Raw genomic sequence first — 17,807 nt, 5'->3', positions numbered from 1 at the left:
GGCGCCCCCCAGGACCAATGCGTCCTGGGGGGCAGGGGTAGTGATGCGGTGACGCCAGCTCACATACCGGCGATCAACTTCTCCACCCGCTCGTCGACGGAACGGAAGGGGTCCTTGCACAGCACGGTGCGCTGCGCCTGGTCGTTGAGCTTGAGGTGGACCCAGTCGACGGTGAAGTCCCGCCGCTGCTCCTGGGCCCGTCGGATGAAGTCGCCGCGCAGCCGCGCCCTGGTGGTCTGCGGGGGCACGGACTTGCCCTCGAAGATCTTCATGTCGTTGCAGATGCGGGCTGCCTGCCCCTTGCGCTCCAGCAGGTAGTACAGCCCCCGTCGCCGGTGGATGTCGTGGTAGGCGAGGTCTATCTGAGCGACCCTCGGATTCGACATGGTCATGTTGTGCTTGGCGCGGTACCGCTCGATGAGCTGGTACTTCATGACCCAGTCGATCTCGGTGCCGATCCGGTCGAGGTCCTCGGCCTCGATGGCGTCCAGAGTGCGGCCCCACAGCTCGAGGACCTGGGCGACGGTGCCGGTGCGGATGCCCCGGCGGTCGACGAAGTCCACGGCCTTCTCGTAGTACTCGCGCTGCACCTCTATGGCCGAGGCCTCACGGCCGCTGGCGAGGCGCACCTTGCGCTGTCCTGTGATGTCGTGGCTGACCTCGCGGATGGCCCGGATCGGGTTCTCCAGGGTGAGGTCGCGCATCACCGTGCCCGCCTCGATCATGCGGAGCACCAGGTCGGTCGCGCCGACCTTGAGCAGCATGGTCGTCTCGGACATGTTGGAGTCGCCGACGATGACGTGGAGGCGGCGGTACCGCTCCGCGTCGGCGTGCGGTTCGTCCCTGGTGTTGATGATCGGCCGGGAACGCGTCGTCGCGGAGCTGACGCCCTCCCAGATGTGCTCGGCACGCTGGCTCACGCAGTAGACGGCTCCGCGCGGGGTCTGCAGCACCTTTCCCGCACCGCAGATCAGCTGCCGGGTGACGAGGAACGGAATGAGGATGTCCGCGAGCCGGGAGAATTCTCCGTGCCGGGCCACGAGGTAGTTCTCGTGGCACCCGTAGGAGTTTCCCGCCGAGTCGGTGTTGTTCTTGAAGAGATAGACGTCGCCCGCGATTCCCTCCTCGTGCAGGCGGCGTTCGGCGTCGACGAGCAGGCCCTCGAGAATGCGTTCGCCCGCCTTGTCGTGCGTGACCAGTTCGGTCACGTCGTCGCATTCCGGGGTTGCGTATTCCGGATGCGATCCCACGTCGAGGTACAGGCGGGCGCCGTTCCGCAGGAAGACATTGCTGCTGCGGCCCCATGACACAACACGGCGGAAGAGGTAGCGCGCCACTTCGTCAGGTGACAGTCGGCGCTGTCCCCTGAACGTGCACGTGACGCCGTACTCGTTCTCCAGCCCGAAAATGCGGCGGTCCATGACTGAACATTACGCCTTACGGCCTGAGCTGAAACCGGGTTCGGCAGCACCGTTTCGATCATTTTCCGATCCGGCCGCAACACCGGCCACGACATCGGACGTACGGCCGGGAACTGCGAGGACCCTTCCGGTGGTCAGCAGGACCAGCAGAGCGGCCACTCCCCCGGCCCCCGCGACGGCGAAGCTCCACGCCGTCCCGCCGAGCTCGACGGCCGGGCCCGCCACGGCCGTCCCCGCCGCCGCGCCCACCCCGAACGTCGTCACGAGCCAGGAGAACGCCTCGGTCACCGTGCCCCGGGGCGCGTGCCGGTCCACGACGATGAAGGAGCAGGCGATCGCCGGCGCCAGGAACACTCCGGCCAGCGCGGCCAGCGCGGTCATGGCGGGCACCCCGGGCGTCAGCATCAGCGGCAGGTAGCCGAGGGCCAGCAGCGCGACGACGACCCGCAGCCGCCGCTCGGGCGCCCCGGCCCACTGCCGGGCGCCGTAGACCGAGCCGCCGACCAGCGCCCCCAGGCCGAGCGCCGCCATCAGCCAGCCGTACACGGACTCCTGGCCGTGGTCGTCGGCGTAGGCGACGCCCGCGACGGTGATCGAGCCGAGCGCCAGCCCGACGAAGAAGAACGCGCCGAGGAGCGCCAGCAGCCCCGGGGAGCGCAGCGCGCCGAGCCAATGGGCCTCGCGGGGTGCGGAGCGCCAGGTGCGGGAGGGCTCGGACAGCACCACGGACAGCGCCCCCAGGACGCCTATGGCGTTGATGACCAGGAGGGCGGCGGCCGGCGACCAGAGCGACACGAGGACCGTCACGAGGAGGGGCCCGACGGTGAACATGACCTCCTGGGCCACCGCGTCCATCGCGTAGGCGCGGTGCACCCGGTCCTCGGTGCCGAGCACGGTCGGCCACAGGGCGCGCAGCCCGCCCTCCAGCGGTGGCGTGAAGACACCGGCCACGATCACGGCCGCGTAGGCCAGCAGGAGCATGTCCAGGCCCACCAGGGCCAGGAGGGCCATGCCGAGCGCGGAGAGCACCGCGGCGGGGAGCTGGACGCGCGGCTGCCCGTGCAGGTCCACGGCCCTGCCCAGCAGGGGCTGGCCCACGGCCGTGGCGAGGCCGTACGCGGCGGCCAGGGCACCGGCCAGCGTGTAGCTGCCGCCCTCGGCCCGGGTGAACAGGACGATGGCGATGTGGGCCGTGCCGTTCGGCAGGCGTCCCACCAGCGTCCCCGTCAGCAGCCGGGCGGCATGCCGCGCCCTGAGGATGTCCAGATATCCCGCGGCCATGTTTCCGCCCCTCTCCCCCGGCGGGTGCCGCATGTGCCGCACCCTCGGGGTTTTACGTATAACGTCGCTCTCATACGTACCATGTGCGCAGTCCGCGAGTCCATCCCACGGCACCTGTCCGGTTCAGCACGGAGGCACGAGTGAGCAGCGCGCAGCAGCCGGCCCCACCCCGCCCCACCAGCCGTGACGTCGCGCGCGCCGCGGACGTCTCCCAGGCCACGGTGTCGCTGGTGCTCGGCGGGAAATGGCGCGGGAGGGTCTCCGAGGCGACCGCCGAACGCGTACGTGGCAGCGCCAGGGAGCTGGGTTACCGGCCCAACCTGGCCGCCCGCAGCCTGCGGCTCGGCCGTACCCGCACGGCCCTCCTCGTCGTGCCCGCGCTGACCAACGAGTTCTTCGCCCGGGTCTACTCCGGCGCCGCCGCCGTCGCGGCCGAGCACGACTTCGGCGTGGTGCTCTACCCGTCGCCCGACGGCACCGGCCCGGCCCGGGACCCGTTCGCCTCCGCCCGCGCGGCCCTGGACGGGGTGATCGCCTCCTCCATGGCCGCCGAGGCCCTGGGAGCCCTGCGGGGCGCCGACCTCCCCCTGGTGATGCTGGACAGCGATCCCGGGGACCCCGGCCCGGCGGCCCACGTGAACCTGGACATCGCGGACGGCATGCGCCAGGTGGCGGAGCATCTGCTCGGCCTGGGCCACCGCCGCTTGGTCCACCTCGCCTCCGCCGTGGACACCTGGACCTTCACGGTGCGCGCCCAGGCCCTCGCGCGGGCCGTGCGGGACGTCCCGGACGCCGCCCTGCGCACCGTGCCGGCGGCGCTGGACGTCGGGGCCGGGCGGGAGGCCGTGGAGAAGGTGCTCGCGGCTCCGGGGCCGCTGCCGACCGCGATCGTCTGCGACGACGACATCCTGGCCGCGGGGGCCTGCAAGGCCGTACGCAGGCGTGGGCTGAGGGTGCCCGAGGACATCTCCGTGACCGGCTTCGACGACCTGGCCCTGGCCACCGCCGTGGAGCCCGAGCTCACCACGGTCCGGCTGCCGGCCGAGCAGGTGGGCGAGCGCGGCATGAGGGCGCTGCTCGCCGTCCTGGACGGCCGCCCGGCGGAGCAGGGCGACCTGCCCGTGCGGCTGACGGTCCGCGGCTCCACCGCCCCGCCGGCCGTCGCTCCCGCCCACTCATGACGGTGCCCCCGGCCGCCGTACGCGACGGCCGGGGGCACCGGACACCCGGGGTTACTCCTGCGTGGACGTGCCGGTGCCCCCGGCCGGGGCGTCCGGGGCGTCGTCCTCATTGTCCGACGGTGCGTCCGTGGGGGTGGATCCCGCGCCGTCCGCGTCCAGCAGCCTCGTCAGCTGCCGCCCGACGATCCGCTTGAACTTGCGCTGCTGCGGCCGCGTACGGTCCAGGACCGCGACCTCGAACCGCTCGGCGGGGATCTCCCGCTCATTGCCGTTGGCCTCGCGGGACAGCGCCTGCACGGCCAGCTTCAGCGCCTCGGCGAGCGACATCCCGTCGCGGTGGCGCTGGTCCAGGAAGCTGCTGATCTGCTCCGCGTTGCCACCGACCGCGACCGAGCCGTGCTCGTCCACGATCGAGCCGTCGTGCGGCAGCCGGTAGATCTGGTCGCCCTCGGGACCGTCGCCGACCTCGGCGACCACCAGCTCCACCTCGTACGGCTTCTCCGCCTGGCTGGAGAAGATGGTGCCGAGCGTCTGCGCGTAGACGTTGGCCAGTCCCCGCGCCGTCACGTCGTCACGGTCGTAGGTGTAGCCGCGCAGATCGGCGTAGCGCACGCCGCCGATGCGGAGGTTCTCGTACTCGTTGTACTTGCCGGCGGCGGCGAAGCCGATCCGGTCGTAGATCTCGCTGAACTTGTGCAGCGCACGGGACGGGTTCTCGCCGACGAACACAATGCCGTCGGCGTACTGCAGCACAACCAGGCTGCGACCGCGGGCGATGCCCTTGCGGGCGTATTCCGCCCGGTCGGCCATGGCCTGCTGGGGTGAGACATAGAACGGCGTCGACACCGGCTATCCGTCCCTTTCTGTCAGTGACGAGTGCATCTCAAAAGCTTCCGGCCCGGTCAGAGCAGCGCGGCGCGCGGGCCGTCGGGCTGCTCGAGCCGGCGCTCCAGGATCGACCGCGCGATCGCGGCGGACTCCGTTTCGTCGAGCTTGCGGAAGCCCTCGTCGGTGATGACGGTGACGATCGGGTAGATGCGGCGGGCCACGTCCGGCCCGCCGGTCGCCGAGTCGTCGTCGGCCGCGTCGTACAGCGCCTGGACGACCAGGGTGAGCGACTGCTCCTCCGTCAGGTCCTCGCGGTAGAGCTTCTTCATCGACCCGCGGGCGAACACCGAGCCGGAGCCTGTGGCCGCGTACCCGTGCTCCTCGGAACGGCCGCCGGTGACGTCGTAGGAGAAGATCCGGCCCTTCTCGCGGTCGACGTCGTACCCGGCGAACAGCGGGACGACCGCCAGGCCCTGCATGGCCATCGCCAGGTTGCTGCGGATCATCGTGGAAAGACGGTTGGCCTTGCCCTCCAGGGAGAGGGTGGCGCCCTCCACCTTCTCGAAGTGCTCCAGCTCCAGCTGGAACAGCTTCACCATCTCCACGGCGAGGCCCGCCGTGCCCGCGATGCCCACGGCGGAGTACTCGTCGGCGGGGAACACCTTCTCGATGTCGCGCTGGGCGATCATGTTGCCCATGGTCGCCCGCCGGTCACCGGCGAGGACCACCCCGCCGGGGAACGAGGCGGCGACGATGGTCGTCCCGTGCGGCGCCTCGATCGCACCCTGCAGCGGCGGCAGGGTGCGGTTGCCCGGAAGCATCGAGGGTGAGTGGTCGGACAGGAAGTCCATGAACGAGGACGAACCCGGCGTCAGGAAGGCAGCTGGTAGACGCCCGGTGCTACGAGTGTTGGCTTCCACGCGTTTCCCTCCAGGTATGCGATGGCCCTGCGCAAGGAGTCAGGATCATCCCCCAACTTGCCGATGGCCGAATTGCAGTTGAAGCAGTACGCCACGGACCCTACCCGTCCGGTGGCGGCGATCAACCTCGCCCTGATGCAGAAGCGCTTCCGCGGGACGACCCTGCGTGCGTGCGGGTCGTCCCGCGGAAGCGTCCGCCGGTGGCGGGAGCCTGCCGGCGAGCAGTTCCCCGGGGCCGGGCCCGGGCTACTCGCCACCCTTCTGCACGAACGACCGCACGAAGTCCTCGGCATTGGACTCGAGCACGTCGTCGATCTCGTCGAGGACGTCGTCGACGTCGTCGCTCAGCTTCTCCTGGCGCTCCTGGAGGTCCGCGGACGCCTGCGCGTCCTGCGCCTGCTCCTCGGTCTCCTCGGTGGAACGCGTCGCCTTCTGCTGTCCGCCGCCGGTGTCCTTGGTCGCCATATAGCTCACCCCGCTCGGTTCGAAGCATTCGAAGCACTTGATCAGACCCTACCTACGGGGTCCGACATCGGCCCGGTACTTGTGTCAACGTCCCCAGGTCATCTGATTGATTCCCAGCCGGAGCGCATTTCAGCCCCCCGTCAGCGTCCGGACCAGCTCTTCCGCCGTGCGGCAGCGGTCCAGCAGCTCCTTCACGTGACTACGTGTACCGCGCAGCGGTTCCATCGTGGGCACCCGTTGCAGGGAGTCACGATCGGGCAGGTCGAAGATGACCGAGTCCCAGGAGGCCGCGGCCACGTCGTCGGCGTACTGCTCCAGGCAGCGGCCACGGAAATAGGCCCTGGTGTCCTCGGGCGGCTTCGTACGGGCCCGCTCGACGTCGTTCTCGTCGAGCAGGCGCTTCATCTTCCCGCGGGCCGCCAGGCGGTTGTACAGGCCCTTCTCGGGCCGTACGTCCGCGTACTGGAGGTCCACCAGGTGCAGGCGCGGCGCGTCCCAGTCCAGGCCGTCACGGCGCCGGTAGCCCTCCATGAGCTCCCGCTTGGCGATCCAGTCCAGCTCGCCCGACAGGCTCATGGGGTCGTTCTCCAGGCGGTTGAGCGTGTCCTCCCAGCGGAGCAGGACGTCCTTGGTCTGCTCGTCGGCGTCCGCGCCGTACCGCTCCTCGACGTACTTGCGCCCCAGTTCGAAGTACTCCATCTGCAACTGCACCGCGGTCAGTGTCCGGCCGCTACGGAGCGTGATCAACTGCTGGAGCGTCGGATCGTGCGAGACCTGGTGCAGGGTGCGCACCGGCTGGTCGATCGCGAGGTCGACGTTGATGAAGCCGTCCTCGATCATGGCCAGGACCAGCGAGGTCGTGCCGAGCTTGAGGTAGGTCGAGATCTCGGAGAGGTTCGCGTCCCCGATGATCACATGCAGCCTGCGGTACTTCTCGGCGTCGGAGTGGGGCTCGTCGCGGGTGTTGATGATGGGGCGCTTCAGCGTGGTCTCGAGGCCCACCTCCACCTCGAAGTAGTCGGCGCGCTGGCTGATCTGGAAGCCGTGCTCGTTGCCGTCCTGGCCGATGCCGACCCGGCCGGCGCCGGTCACCACCTGGCGGGAGACGAAGAACGGGGTCAGGTGGCGCACGATGTCGGAGAAGGGGGTCTCCCTCCTCATCAGGTAGTTCTCGTGCGTGCCGTAGGACGCGCCCTTGTTGTCGGTGTTGTTCTTGTAGAGGTGGATCGGCTGTGCGCCCGGGATCGCGGCGGCCCGCTCGGCGGCCTGCGCCATCACTCGTTCGCCGGCCTTGTCCCAGAGCACCGCGTCCATCGGGTTGGTGATCTCGGGTGAGCTGTATTCGGGGTGCGCGTGGTCGACGTAGAGCCGGGCACCGTTGGTGAGGATGACATTGGCGAGGCCGATGTCCTCATCGGTGAGCTGGCTGGAGTCGGCGGTCTCACGGGCGAGGTCGAAGCCTCGCGCGTCGCGCAGCGGATTCTCCTCCTCGAAATCCCAGCGGGCGCGGCGCGCCCGGTGCATCGCCGCCGCGTACGCGTTGACGATCTGGGACGAGGTGAGCATGGCATTGGCGTTGGGTTGACCGGGGACGGAGATCCCGTACTCCGTCTCGATGCCCATTACTCGCCGTACGGTCATGCGGCCCTCCTTGCCCGGCGGTGCTCCCGTCCGGGAGCGCCGCTCAAGTACCGCTGCTGGTTCCTGCGCGTGCGGTGCCCGTCCCCGCACTGCGCGACTCGGCGGTACAGCAGAGCCTAGAGCGCCCATGCGCCGGTGGGGAGATCAATTACGTCATTGTTCGGGTGAGGCCGGAACTACCGGGAAAACGGCCGGCTGCGGACGCCCGGCAGGGCGTCCGCAGCCGGTCTGCGTTTTACAGGTACTGTCCGGTATTTGCCACCGTGTCGATGGAACGACCGGTGTCCGCGCCCTGCTTTCCGGTGACGAGTGTGCGGATGAACACGATCCGCTCGCCCTTCTTTCCGGAAATCCTGGCCCAGTCGTCCGGGTTGGTGGTGTTGGGCAGGTCCTCGTTCTCCTTGAACTCGTCCACACACGCCTGGAGGAGATGGGAGACGCGCAGGCCCTTCTGGCCCTGGTCGAGGAATGCCTTGATGGCCATTTTCTTCGCCCGGTCCACGATGTTCTGAATCATCGCTCCGGAGTTGAAGTCCTTGAAGTACAGGACTTCCTTGTCGCCGTTCGCATAGGTGACCTCGAGGAAGCGGTTCTCCTCGGATTCCGTGTACATCCGCTCCACGACCGACTGGATCATGGCGTGGGCGGCGGCCTCCCTCGACCCCGTGTGCTCGGCCAGGTCGTCCGCGTGCAGCGGGAGCGACGAGGTGAGGTACTTCGCGAAGATGTCCTTCGCGGCCTCCGCGTCCGGGCGCTCGATCTTGATCTTCACATCGAGACGGCCGGGCCGCAGGATGGCGGGGTCGATCATGTCCTCGCGGTTGGAGGCACCGATGACGATGACGTTCTCCAGGCCCTCCACACCGTCGATCTCGGCGAGCAGCTGGGGGACGATGGTGTTCTCCACGTCCGAGCTGACACCGGAGCCACGGGTGCGGAAGAGGGATTCCATCTCGTCGAAGAAGACGATGACGGGGGTGCCCTCGCTCGCCTTCTCCCGGGCACGCTGGAAGACGAGGCGGATGTGCCGCTCGGTCTCACCGACGTACTTGTTGAGGAGTTCGGGGCCCTTGATGTTGAGGAAGTAGCTCTTCCCCGCGGGCTGGCCGGTGACCTCGGCGACCTTCTTGGCCAGGGAGTTGGCCACGGCCTTGGCGATGAGTGTCTTGCCGCAGCCGGGAGGGCCGTAGAGCAGGATGCCCTTCGGCGGGCGCAGTTCGTGCTCCTTGAAGAGGTCGGGGTGGAGGTAGGGGAGCTCGACCGCGTCACGGATCAGCTCGATCTGGTCTCCCAGGCCGCCGATCTTGTCGTAGTCGATGTCCGGAACCTCTTCGAGGACGAGTTCTTCGACCTCGCTCTTGGGCACCACTTCGTAGACGTAGCCCGACCTGGGTTCGAGCAGGAGGGCGTCGCCGGGACGGATGGTGATGTCCAGCAGCGGCTCGGCGAGCCGCACCACCCGTTCCTCGTCGGTGTGCCCGACGACCAGGGCGCGCTCGCCGTCCTCAAGGATCTCCTTGAGGGTGACGATGTCCCCGGCCCGCTCGAATTCCATGGCCTCGACCACGTTGAGCGCTTCGTTGAGCATGACTTCCTGGCCTCGCCGGAGGCCGTCGAGCTCGACGCTGGGGCTGACGTTCACCCGGAGCTTGCGGCCCCCGGTGAAGATGTCGCAGGTGCCGTCCTCGTTGGCCTGCAGGAAGACACCGAAGCCGGCCGGTGGCTGAGCGAGCCGGTCGACCTCCTCCTTGAGGGCCACGATCTGGTCGCGGGCCTCCCGGAGCGTGCCGGCGAGCCGCTCGTTCTGCGCGGACACACCTGCCACGCTGGTCTGCAACTCGACGATCCGCTCTTCGAGAATCCTCGTATGACGCGGAGAGTCGGCGAGCTTACGTCGCAGGACGGCGATTTCCTGCTCGAGATAGGCAACCTGGCCGGCTGGGTCTTCTGACCCCCGCCCGGGCCGGATGCCGCGGTTGATGTCGTCGTCGTGGGCTGCCACGGTCCTCACCTCCTCCAAGGGGAGCTGGACGCTTCCTGACCCTACCTGGGTGAGTGATGATTGAAACCCCTAGATCACAAAGACCTGGGAGCGTGTCCGATCTTCACCCTTGCGCCCTCCCTCACGCCAAGGGAATACCCACCCTTCGGCATCGGAAAGCCGCCGGTTGTATCGTCGAAGCGTTCAACACCCGTCAGGGCTGGCTTCAATTGGTGCAGATACGCAGGGAACGGCAGGACACATGACCGTGCAGCAGGACGCTCCGGGCGACAGTGACGCGCAGGATCTCGAGGTCTGGATCGACCAGGATCTCTGTACGGGCGACGGCATCTGCGTGCAGTACGCCCCCGAGGTGTTCGAGCTCGACATCGACGGACTGGCGTACGTGAAGAGCGCCGACGACGAGCTCCTCCAGGACAAGGGGGCCACTACTCCGGTGCCGCTGCCGCTGCTCCAGGACGTGGTGGATTCGGCCAAGGAGTGCCCGGGCGACTGCATCCATGTACGTCGCGTCTCGGACAACGTGGAAGTCTTCGGCCCGGACGCGGCCTGAGGGAAGGTCCCGGCCCGGAGACGGCCGGAGGGAGGTCTCCGGCCGTGACGCGGCCCGCGGGGCAGCCGGCCCTCAGTGCCTCAGGCACTCAGCTCGGTCGCCCCGGCGGACTTCACGAACGCGTTGCCCTTCCACTGCCAGGAGGCGCTCTCCCGCACGTCGGGACAGCAGCGCGGTACGTCGAGCGAGGAGTAGCCGAGCAGGGTCGCCGAGATCTTGCCGCCGCGGACCGCGAAGTCGGTGACGGTCAGCTTCTGAGCGGGGTCCACCAGGGTCGCCACGACCCGGGGTGCGGCCCCGCTCGTCTGTGTCAGGACGTAGACGCCACTGGGCGGGGTGCCGGATCCGGCCGCGCAGTGGACCACGGCGACTGTTTCCGGCCTGCCGTCGCCGTCGAGGTCGCCGGGTGCCTCCTCGGCCACGGTCCGGCCGGCGGTACCGCAGTCGAGCGGGAAGGCGACCCGCTCCGGGTCGGGGGCGGCGGCCGGTGCGCTGCCGTGCGAGACGCCGGCGCCGTGCTCGGACGCCGAGGCCGTCGCGGTGGCCCCGGCGGGCTGCAGGAACCCTGCGGCGGCGACGACGGCGGCCATCGCCGCGGCCGTGGCGAGCCAGTGCACCGGCTTGGCGTCGGTGTGCGCGAGGTCCGGGAGCGCGGAGGTCTGCACGCGGTATGTCTCCTGTGGTTCCTGGAGGCCTGGGCAGGCGGTGCCGAGCGGGCCGGCGGTGCGGGGGGTGGCCAGCATCGTGCCACACCTCACACCGCAAGGGAACGGCGGGGTCGCCGCCGGCCGCCGCGCGGTATGCGAAGGCGCCGCCGGCGGGCTCCCGGGTCGGTCCGGGGAACTCGGCGGCGGCGCCCGTGCGTTGTGCGGGTTCAGTCGCGGGTGGCGGAGCCGCTCCGGCTGCCGGGACCGTCGTAGTCGTCACCGTAGGCGCCCTTGGAGGGGCGGCGGCGGCGCAGCGGCGGCTCGACGCCGTCCGCCAGGCGGCGGGCGGTGACAAGGAAGCCGGTGTGGCCGATCATCCGGTGGTCGGGACGGACGGCCAGGCCCTCGACGTGCCAGTTGCGGATCATCGACTCCCAGGGCTGCGGTTCGGCGAAGCAGCCGATCTCGCGGATGGACTCGACGGTCCGCGAGAGCTGGGTGGTGGTGGCGACGTACGCGCAGAGGATGCCGCCGGGCACGAGTGCCTTGGAGACGGCCTCGAGGCACTCCCAGGGGGCGAGCATGTCCAGGACGACACGGTCGACGTCGGTGTCCGAGAGGTTGTCCTGGAGGTCACCGACGGTGAGCTGCCAGGCGGGGTGCGGGGAGCCGAAGTAGCGCTCGACGTTCTGCTGGGCGATCTCGGCGAAGTCCTCGCGGCGCTCGTAGGAGTGCAGCATGCCCTGCTCGCCGATGGCGCGCAGGAGGAAGGTACTGAGGGCTCCGGAGCCGACGCCGGCTTCGACGACGCGGGCGCCGGGGAAGATGTCGCCGAAGGCCAGGATCTGCCCCGCGTCCTTGGGATAGACCACGGCGGCGCCGCGGGGCATGGACAGGACGTAGTCGGGGAGCAGGGGGCGCAGCGCGAGGTAGGCGACGTTTCCCGTGGTACGGACAACACTGCCCTCGGGAGCACCGATCAGCTCGTCGTGCGGGAAAGAACCCTTGTGGGTGTGGAAGTTCTTTCCGGCCTCGAGCGTGAACGTGTAGTGGCGTCCCTTGGGGTCGGTGAGCTGGACCTGGTCCCCGACTTTGAATGGGCCGCGACGGCGGGCGGCACCGGTCGGTTCGGACATGTGACCAGCCTACCGGTATTTACGGGCCCCCTTTCCGGGGGCCGCGACCGGCCGTCGCCCGTGGTGGTCGCGGTCAGGCCGCAGGGCGGGCCATGGCCGCGACGAACGCGCGTTCGACGTCGGCGGTGGACAGCACGCCGTAGATCTCACCGGTCTCCTCGACGACCAGGTACTCGGTGGCCGGGGTCGCCTTGAGCCGGTCCAGGAGTGCCTCGCCCGCGAGCTCGGCCGGGACCCTCATGCCGTCGGTGAGGTCCTGGGCGAGGCCGCTCACCGCGACCCAGGGGCGGCGGTGCTCCGGGACGCCGACGATGGCCGCCTCGCGGACGACTCCCTTGGGGTTGCCGTGGCCGTCGACGACGACGAGGGCGCGGGCACCGGCTTCGTTGGCACGGCGCAGCGCCTCGGAGAGCGGGGTGGCGGACTCGACCGGGACTGCGCGCCGGGTGAGCGCGCGGGCCCGCAGGTCCGGAAGGTGTTCGCGCAGCCGGGCCATGCGCAGGCTGTTGCCGGCTCCGGTCCAGATGATGCCGGCGAGGATGGCCGCGAGCAGGGCGTCGGTGACGGTCTCCACACCGCTGATCTCGCTGGTGGCGTTGCCGAGAGCACCGGTGTGCGTGAGGAGCGGGAGGCCGATGAGGACGGTGACGGCCAGACCCCGGCCGACCCACGCCGCGGCGACGGTGCCGCTCATGGGCCTGCCCGTGATCTTCCAGACGACGGCGCGCAGCATCCGGCCACCGTCCAGGGGCAGGCCCGGGAGCAGGTTGAAGGCGGCGACGATGAGGTTGGAGACCATCAGCCCGGCCAGGAGGACGCCCGGGACGGTACCCGCCTCGACGAACTGGAGCGGGATGTAGAAGACGCCGCCCAGCACGAGGGAGAGCAGGGGGCCCACGAAGGCGAGGACGAACTCGCGTCCGGGGGTCTCGCTCTCCTTCTCGATCTCGGAGACGCCACCGAAGAACTGGAGCTGGATGCGCCGGACGGGCAGTTTGTAGCGCAGCGCGGCGACGGTGTGGGCGAGCTCGTGCACGAGGACGGAGGCGTAGAAGGCGATCGCGAAGAAGAGCGCGACCAGGTAGCGGGCTCCGCCGAGCTCGGGCAGGACGCGGTCGAGCTGGCCGCCGAAGACCCAGGTGATCAGTGCGGCGACGACGAACCAGCTGGGCGCCACGTACACGGGCACGCCGAAGGGACGACCCATGAGGAGGCCGCCACCGGGATCTTCCTGGCGTCGCCGTGCGCCCTTCCCGGGTCCGGTGCCGGGGTCCTTCCCCCCTGCGCCGGGCTGTGGGCGCTCGCTGTCGCCGCTCTCGTCCACGAGGTCCCTTCGGTCGATGGCGTCTGCCACGATCATGCAGTGTGCGAGCTCTGTGGTCGATGGTATGCCGCTCGGTGTCGGTGGCGGGCCGTAGGGTCTGCGACATGACCTCCGTATCGCGCCCGCCTCAGCCACCCTCGTCCCTGTCGCCCTCGCGCGCGAGCGATTTCATGCAGTGCCCCCTGCTCTACCGCTTCCGGGTGATCGACAAGCTGCCCGAGAAGCCCAGCGAGGCGGCTACCCGAGGCACGCTGGTGCACGCCGTGCTCGAGCGGCTGTTCGACGCCCCGGCGGGGGACCGTACGGCTCCTCGGGCCAAGGCGCTGATCCCCGGTCAGTGGGACCGGCTGCTCGAGTCGAAGCCGGAACTGACCGGGCTCTTCGCCGAGGACCCGGACGGAGAGCGGCTCGCGGAGTGGCTGGACCAGGCGGAGCGGCTCGTGGAGCGGTGGTTCTCCCTGGAGGACCCGACGCGCCTGGAGCCGGCCGAGCGGGAGCTGTTCGTCGAGACGGAGCTGGAGTCGGGGCTGCGGCTGCGCGGGGTGATCGACCGCGTCGACGTCGCTCCGACCGGTGAGGTCCGGATCGTGGACTACAAGACGGGCAAGGCCCCGCGGCCGGAGTACGCCGAGGGCGCGCTCTTCCAGATGAAGTTCTACGCGCTGGTGATCTGGCGCCTGAAGAACGTCGTCCCGCGCCGGCTGCAGCTGGTCTACCTCGGCAGTGGTGACGTGCTCACCTACGACCCGGTTCCGGCCGACCTGGAGCGGGTGGAGCGCAAGCTGCTGGCCCTCTGGAAGGCGATCCGGCTGGCCACGGAGACGGGCGAGTGGCGGCCGAGGCCCACGAAGCTGTGCGGCTGGTGCGACCACCGGGCGGTCTGTCCCGAGTTCGGCGGGACTCCCCCGGTCTATCCCCTGCCGATCCGCCCGGCGGAGTCGGTGGAGGGTGTGCAGGGCACAATGGAGCCGGTCCGGGCCGAGGCCGGCCGACCGGCGGCCCTCGAAGGCCCATGAAGGAGATTCCGTGGCTATCCGCGTCCTGCTGGTCGATGATCAACCGCTGCTGCGCACCGGTTTCCGGATGATTCTGGAGGCGGAGGGGGACCTCGCGGTGGTCGGCGAGGCCGGTGACGGCCTGCAGGCCATCGATCAGGTGCGCGCACTCCAGCCCGATGTCGTGCTGATGGACATCCGGATGCCGCGGATGGACGGCGTCGAGGCGACCCGGCAGATCACGGGCCCCGGCCGCGACGGCCCGGCGAAGGTCCTGGTGCTGACGACCTTCGATCTCGACGAGTACGTCGTGGAGGCGCTGCGCGCGGGCGCGAGCGGCTTCCTGCTGAAGGACGCTCCCGCCAATGAGCTGGTGCAGGCCATCCGGGTGGTGGCCGCGGGCGAGGCGATGCTCGCGCCGAGCATCACGCGCCGGCTGCTCGACAAGTACGCGGATCACCTGCCCTCGGGCGAGGAGTCCGTGCCGGACGCCCTGCACACCCTCACGGAGCGTGAGGTGGAGGTGCTGAAGCTGGTGGCGCGGGGGCTGTCCAACGCGGAGATCGCGGCCGACCTGTTCGTCAGCGAGACGACGGTCAAGACGCATGTGGGTCATGTCCTGACGAAGCTGGGCCTGCGCGACCGCGTGCAGGCGGCCGTCTACGCCTACGAGAGCGGTCTGGTGCGCCCCGGCGCCCAGTGACGCGCCACCGGCACGGCGATGCGGTCCGGGGCCGACGGCCCCGGACCGCATCGCCGTATGAGCAGGTGTCAGGAAGCGGTGCCGCGGCCGAGCTCCCAGAGCTGCAGGTCGGCCGAGGAGGTGACAGCCCACTCGACGCCGTTCAGGTCGTCGAGCGAGGCGACGTACTGCTTGCCCTGCCAGACCGGGATGACCGGAGCGTCCTCGGCCACGATGTTCTGGATCTTCGTGAAGGTGTCGGCCGCGGCGCTGCGGTCCGCCTCGCGCCGGGACTGCGGAATGAGTGTCTTCTGGATGGTGTCCGACCGGTAGGGCGAGTTGAGGAAGTTGTCCTCGTCGAGGAACGGCGCCGTGTAGGTGTCCGGGTCCGGGAAGTCCGGGAACCAGCCCATTCCGTACACCGCGTACTCGCCCTTGCTCTGCGCCGGCCGGAACTTCGCCCACTCGGTGCCTTCGGCCTTGACCTCGAAGAGCTTCGAGTCGTTGAGCTGCTTCGCCAGCATCTCGTACTCGGCCTTGGTCGCGGGACCGTAGTGGTCGGTCGTGTAGTGGAGCGTGAACTTCACAGGCGTGTCTATGCCCGCCTTCTCCAGGATCCCGGCGGCCTTGGAGGCGTCGGGGTCGCCGTACTTGTTGAAGAAGGAGTTGGTGTGGTTGGTGATACCGGACGGGATCAGGGAGTACAGCGGCTCGGCCGTGCTGCCGTACACCTTGCTCGCGACGGACCCGCGGTCGATGACCTGGGCGATGGCCTGCCGGACGGCCTTGTCCTCCACCAACGGGTCCTCGGTGTTGAACCCGAGGTAGCTGATGGCGAGACCGGGCATCTCGGTGAGCTTGATGCCGTCCTTGGGCTGGGCGAGCATCTCCTGGGCCTGCTCGGGCGACATGGTGCGGGTCATCATGTCGATCTTCTCGTCGTCGAGGGCCTTGCCCATCGCCGCCGCATCGGGGAAGGAGGTCAGCTCGACCTTGTCGTTGAGGACCTTCAGATCGCCCTTGTACTTGGGGTTCTTCGTGAAGACCATCTTCACGATCTGGTTGTCCTTGACCTCCGGCTTCATGGTGTACGGGCCGGACCCGTCCACCTGGAAGCCCTTGCGGGGCGTCTTCGCCGGGTACTTGTCCTTCTGGACGATGCCCGCGGGCGGCGTGGCGAGCTTGTACGGGAAGGTCGCGTCCGAGGTCCGCAGGTGGAAGACGACCTGGTTCTCGCCCTTGGTCTCGATCGTGTCGATGTTGGCGAGCAGACCGACGGGGCCGGATTCGTCCTTGATGTCCAGGACTCGCTGGATGGAGTACTTCACGTCGTCCGGTGTGACGGGCGTCCCGTCCGCGAAGGTGAGCCCGTCGCGCAGCGTGCAGCGGTAGCTCTCGTTCTCCGTGTCGGTGAAGGCACAGCTCTCGGCCGCCTCGGGCACCGGCTCGCCGCCGCCGCGCGGGATGTGCGTGAGGGTCTGCACCGTCTGACGGAGGACGTTCCAGACGCCGGCCTCGTAGCCGATCGCCGGGTCGAGTGGCGCCGGGGTGTCCGCGGAGGCGCTGAACTGGTCCGTCGTCCCGACAACGATGGCATCGCCCCCGTCGTCCGACCCGCCACAGGCGGCGAGCACGGGCGCGAGCAGGCCCACTACGGCCGGCAGCACCAGCGTCTTGCGGTTCATCTGGACGTTCTCCCTCATCACGGCATGCGAGAAAACTGACATTAGTAGGCGCTGCGGAAGCGCTTGACCGGCGTGATCGGGGCCCGTATCCGTTCGGTGATCACCCATGACGGCCTGTCTATGTCATGTCGGGGAATGTTTCGTGCACCCCTCCATCAATCCGGACTTTTGGGCGCCCATAACGGGCAGCCCGGCCGATCTCGAGGAGCCCGGAACGCCACGTTGAGTGAGCAAGGTCACATCCCGACCGGAATCACCTCATTGACATGCACCTGATTTACGCCCGGAGATCATCTGTCCTCCGTGACCAGACCCCGCAGGAAGGCGAGATCCACGTGCTTGAGAGAGGGCACGACCACCCGCCCCGGGCCGGGCGCGATCGGCGCCACCGACGGCACGGCGACGACACGGCAGCCGGCGGCCTCCGCCGCGGCGACGCCGGTCGCGGTGTCCTCGATGACCGCGCAGCGCCACGGGTCCGCCCCGAATCCGGCGGCCGCTGTGAGGTAGGGCTCGGGGTGGGGCTTGGTGCGGATCACCTCGTCCCCGGCCACCGTGAGTGAGAAGTGGTGCCGGCCGACCGACTCGAGCACCCGGTCGATGATGCGCCGGTGCGAGGCGGAGACCAGGGCCGTGGGCACCTCGTGGGCCGCGAGCTCGGCGAGCAGCCGTGCGGCACCCGGCATCAGCGGCACCCCGCGTCCGATGCGCTTCTCGAAGCGGTCGTTGAGCAGCACGGTGAGTTCGCCGATGGCGATGTCCGCACCGGTGGCCTCGATGAGGTAGCCGGCGCTGCGGGTCATGGGACCGCCCACGACCACGTCGCGCCAGCTCTCGTTCAGCCGGTGACCGAGATCGGCGAAGACCTCGACCTCCACGTCCCACCAGAAGCCTTCGGTGTCGACCAGTGTTCCGTCCATGTCGAGAAGGACCGCCTGCAGGGCGGATCCTTCGGCCGTACGGGTCAGGGACGCGGGGACGGTACTGGTCATCCGGTACACCTCCATGAGGGACGAGAGGGCCGGCCGCCTCCCCCGGTGGGAAGG

General features: G+C 69.5%; 16 protein-coding genes and 1 pseudogene. 4 read left to right on the top strand and 13 right to left on the bottom strand.

The window, feature by feature from the left end; genetic code table 11:
* Nucleotides 1–59: 59 nt before the first annotated feature.
* Nucleotides 60–1,421: a Pup--protein ligase gene (pafA, locus tag QFZ58_RS29270; protein ID WP_307127897.1), complete on the bottom strand. Its 1,362-nt coding sequence runs from the start codon at nt 1,419–1,421 to the stop codon at nt 60–62.
* 9 nt (nt 1,422–1,430) lie between these two features.
* On the bottom strand, nt 1,431–2,702 hold the full coding sequence (locus tag QFZ58_RS29265; protein WP_307127896.1) for an MFS transporter: 1,272 nt from the start codon (nt 2,700–2,702) through the stop codon (nt 1,431–1,433).
* 140 nt (nt 2,703–2,842) lie between these two features.
* On the opposite strand from QFZ58_RS29265, the gene QFZ58_RS29260 reads away from it, so the two are divergent.
* Nucleotides 2,843–3,883, top strand: coding sequence for a LacI family DNA-binding transcriptional regulator (locus tag QFZ58_RS29260; protein ID WP_307127895.1), 1,041 nt, complete (start codon nt 2,843–2,845; stop codon nt 3,881–3,883).
* A gap of 51 nt (nt 3,884–3,934) precedes the next feature.
* Here QFZ58_RS29260 and prcA read toward each other — a convergent pair whose 3' ends face one another.
* From prcA to arc, 6 genes and pseudogenes are all read right to left on the bottom strand, one after another.
* Nucleotides 3,935–4,729: a proteasome subunit alpha gene (gene prcA, locus QFZ58_RS29255; protein ID WP_307127894.1), complete on the bottom strand. Its 795-nt coding sequence runs from the start codon at nt 4,727–4,729 to the stop codon at nt 3,935–3,937.
* Between the two features lie 56 nt (nt 4,730–4,785).
* Entirely contained in the window at nt 4,786–5,631 is an 846-nt protein-coding gene (prcB, locus tag QFZ58_RS29250) for a proteasome subunit beta (protein WP_307127893.1), read from the bottom strand.
* Nucleotides 5,583–5,757: pseudogene (locus tag QFZ58_RS29245) on the bottom strand (endonuclease domain-containing protein); the annotation flags it as partial. The gene prcB and the pseudogene QFZ58_RS29245, both read right to left, overlap by 49 nt.
* Nucleotides 5,758–5,877: 120 nt before the next feature.
* A complete protein-coding gene (locus QFZ58_RS29240) occupies nt 5,878–6,096 on the bottom strand; it encodes a ubiquitin-like protein Pup (protein ID WP_307127892.1) in 219 nt (72 codons plus the stop codon).
* 129 nt (nt 6,097–6,225) lie between these two features.
* A complete protein-coding gene (dop, locus tag QFZ58_RS29235) occupies nt 6,226–7,737 on the bottom strand; it encodes a depupylase/deamidase Dop (protein WP_307127891.1) in 1,512 nt (503 codons plus the stop codon).
* Between the two features lie 235 nt (nt 7,738–7,972).
* Nucleotides 7,973–9,739, bottom strand: coding sequence for a proteasome ATPase (gene arc, locus QFZ58_RS29230; RefSeq protein ID WP_307127890.1), 1,767 nt, complete (start codon nt 9,737–9,739; stop codon nt 7,973–7,975).
* Between the two features lie 241 nt (nt 9,740–9,980).
* Here arc and QFZ58_RS29225 point away from each other — a divergent pair, with 241 nt between their 5' ends.
* The gene (locus tag QFZ58_RS29225; protein ID WP_307127889.1) at nt 9,981–10,292 is read left to right on the top strand and encodes a ferredoxin; all 312 of its coding nucleotides are present in this window, start codon (nt 9,981–9,983) and stop codon (nt 10,290–10,292) included.
* Nucleotides 10,293–10,372: 80 nt separating this feature from the next.
* Here QFZ58_RS29225 and QFZ58_RS29220 read toward each other — a convergent pair whose 3' ends face one another.
* The 3 genes from QFZ58_RS29220 to QFZ58_RS29210 all read right to left on the bottom strand — a co-directional run bounded on the left by QFZ58_RS29220 (nt 10,373) and on the right by QFZ58_RS29210 (nt 13,399).
* Nucleotides 10,373–10,957, bottom strand: a complete 585-nt coding sequence (locus QFZ58_RS29220; protein ID WP_307129031.1) for a hypothetical protein — start codon at nt 10,955–10,957, stop codon at nt 10,373–10,375.
* Between the two features lie 209 nt (nt 10,958–11,166).
* Nucleotides 11,167–12,075 carry a tRNA (adenine-N1)-methyltransferase gene (locus tag QFZ58_RS29215; RefSeq protein WP_307127888.1) on the bottom strand — a complete coding sequence of 303 codons (909 nt, stop codon included), beginning with the start codon at nt 12,073–12,075 and terminating at the stop codon, nt 11,167–11,169.
* 73 nt (nt 12,076–12,148) lie between these two features.
* Nucleotides 12,149–13,399, bottom strand: a complete 1,251-nt coding sequence (locus tag QFZ58_RS29210; RefSeq protein ID WP_307129030.1) for a site-2 protease family protein — start codon at nt 13,397–13,399, stop codon at nt 12,149–12,151.
* A 170-nt stretch (nt 13,400–13,569) separates the two neighbouring features.
* Here QFZ58_RS29210 and QFZ58_RS29205 point away from each other — a divergent pair, with 170 nt between their 5' ends.
* A complete protein-coding gene (locus QFZ58_RS29205; protein WP_307129029.1) occupies nt 13,570–14,415 on the top strand; it encodes a PD-(D/E)XK nuclease family protein in 846 nt (281 codons plus the stop codon).
* Nucleotides 14,416–14,425: 10 nt separating this feature from the next.
* Nucleotides 14,426–15,097 (top strand): response regulator transcription factor, encoded by a 672-nt coding sequence (locus tag QFZ58_RS29200; protein WP_307127887.1) that lies wholly within the window; start codon nt 14,426–14,428, stop codon nt 15,095–15,097.
* 68 nt (nt 15,098–15,165) lie between these two features.
* Here QFZ58_RS29200 and QFZ58_RS29195 read toward each other — a convergent pair whose 3' ends face one another.
* Both QFZ58_RS29195 and QFZ58_RS29190 read right to left on the bottom strand, forming a co-directional pair.
* A complete protein-coding gene (locus QFZ58_RS29195) occupies nt 15,166–16,761 on the bottom strand; it encodes an ABC transporter substrate-binding protein (protein ID WP_307127886.1) in 1,596 nt (531 codons plus the stop codon).
* 290 nt (nt 16,762–17,051) lie between these two features.
* On the bottom strand, nt 17,052–17,753 hold the full coding sequence (locus QFZ58_RS29190; RefSeq protein ID WP_307127885.1) for an HAD family phosphatase: 702 nt from the start codon (nt 17,751–17,753) through the stop codon (nt 17,052–17,054).
* Nucleotides 17,754–17,807 lie beyond the last annotated feature (54 nt).

The organism is Streptomyces sp. B1I3 (assembly GCF_030816615.1).
Taxonomy (GTDB): domain Bacteria; phylum Actinomycetota; class Actinomycetes; order Streptomycetales; family Streptomycetaceae; genus Streptomyces.
This window is presented reverse-complemented; position numbering and strand designations above follow the sequence as displayed.

Coding starts and splice junctions, on each gene's coding strand:
- pafA (WP_307127897.1), bottom strand. CDS start 1,421: ATGGACCGCCGCATTTTCGGGCTGGAGAACGAGTACGGCGTCACGTGC.
- QFZ58_RS29265 (WP_307127896.1), bottom strand. CDS start 2,702: ATGGCCGCGGGATATCTGGACATCCTCAGGGCGCGGCATGCCGCCCGG.
- QFZ58_RS29240 (WP_307127892.1), bottom strand. CDS start 6,096: ATGGCGACCAAGGACACCGGCGGCGGACAGCAGAAGGCGACGCGTTCC.
- dop (WP_307127891.1), bottom strand. CDS start 7,737: ATGACCGTACGGCGAGTAATGGGCATCGAGACGGAGTACGGGATCTCC.
- QFZ58_RS29225 (WP_307127889.1), top strand. CDS start 9,981: ATGACCGTGCAGCAGGACGCTCCGGGCGACAGTGACGCGCAGGATCTC.
- QFZ58_RS29215 (WP_307127888.1), bottom strand. CDS start 12,075: ATGTCCGAACCGACCGGTGCCGCCCGCCGTCGCGGCCCATTCAAAGTC.
- QFZ58_RS29205 (WP_307129029.1), top strand. CDS start 13,570: ATGCAGTGCCCCCTGCTCTACCGCTTCCGGGTGATCGACAAGCTGCCC.
- QFZ58_RS29195 (WP_307127886.1), bottom strand. CDS start 16,761: ATGAACCGCAAGACGCTGGTGCTGCCGGCCGTAGTGGGCCTGCTCGCG.
- QFZ58_RS29190 (WP_307127885.1), bottom strand. CDS start 17,753: ATGACCAGTACCGTCCCCGCGTCCCTGACCCGTACGGCCGAAGGATCC.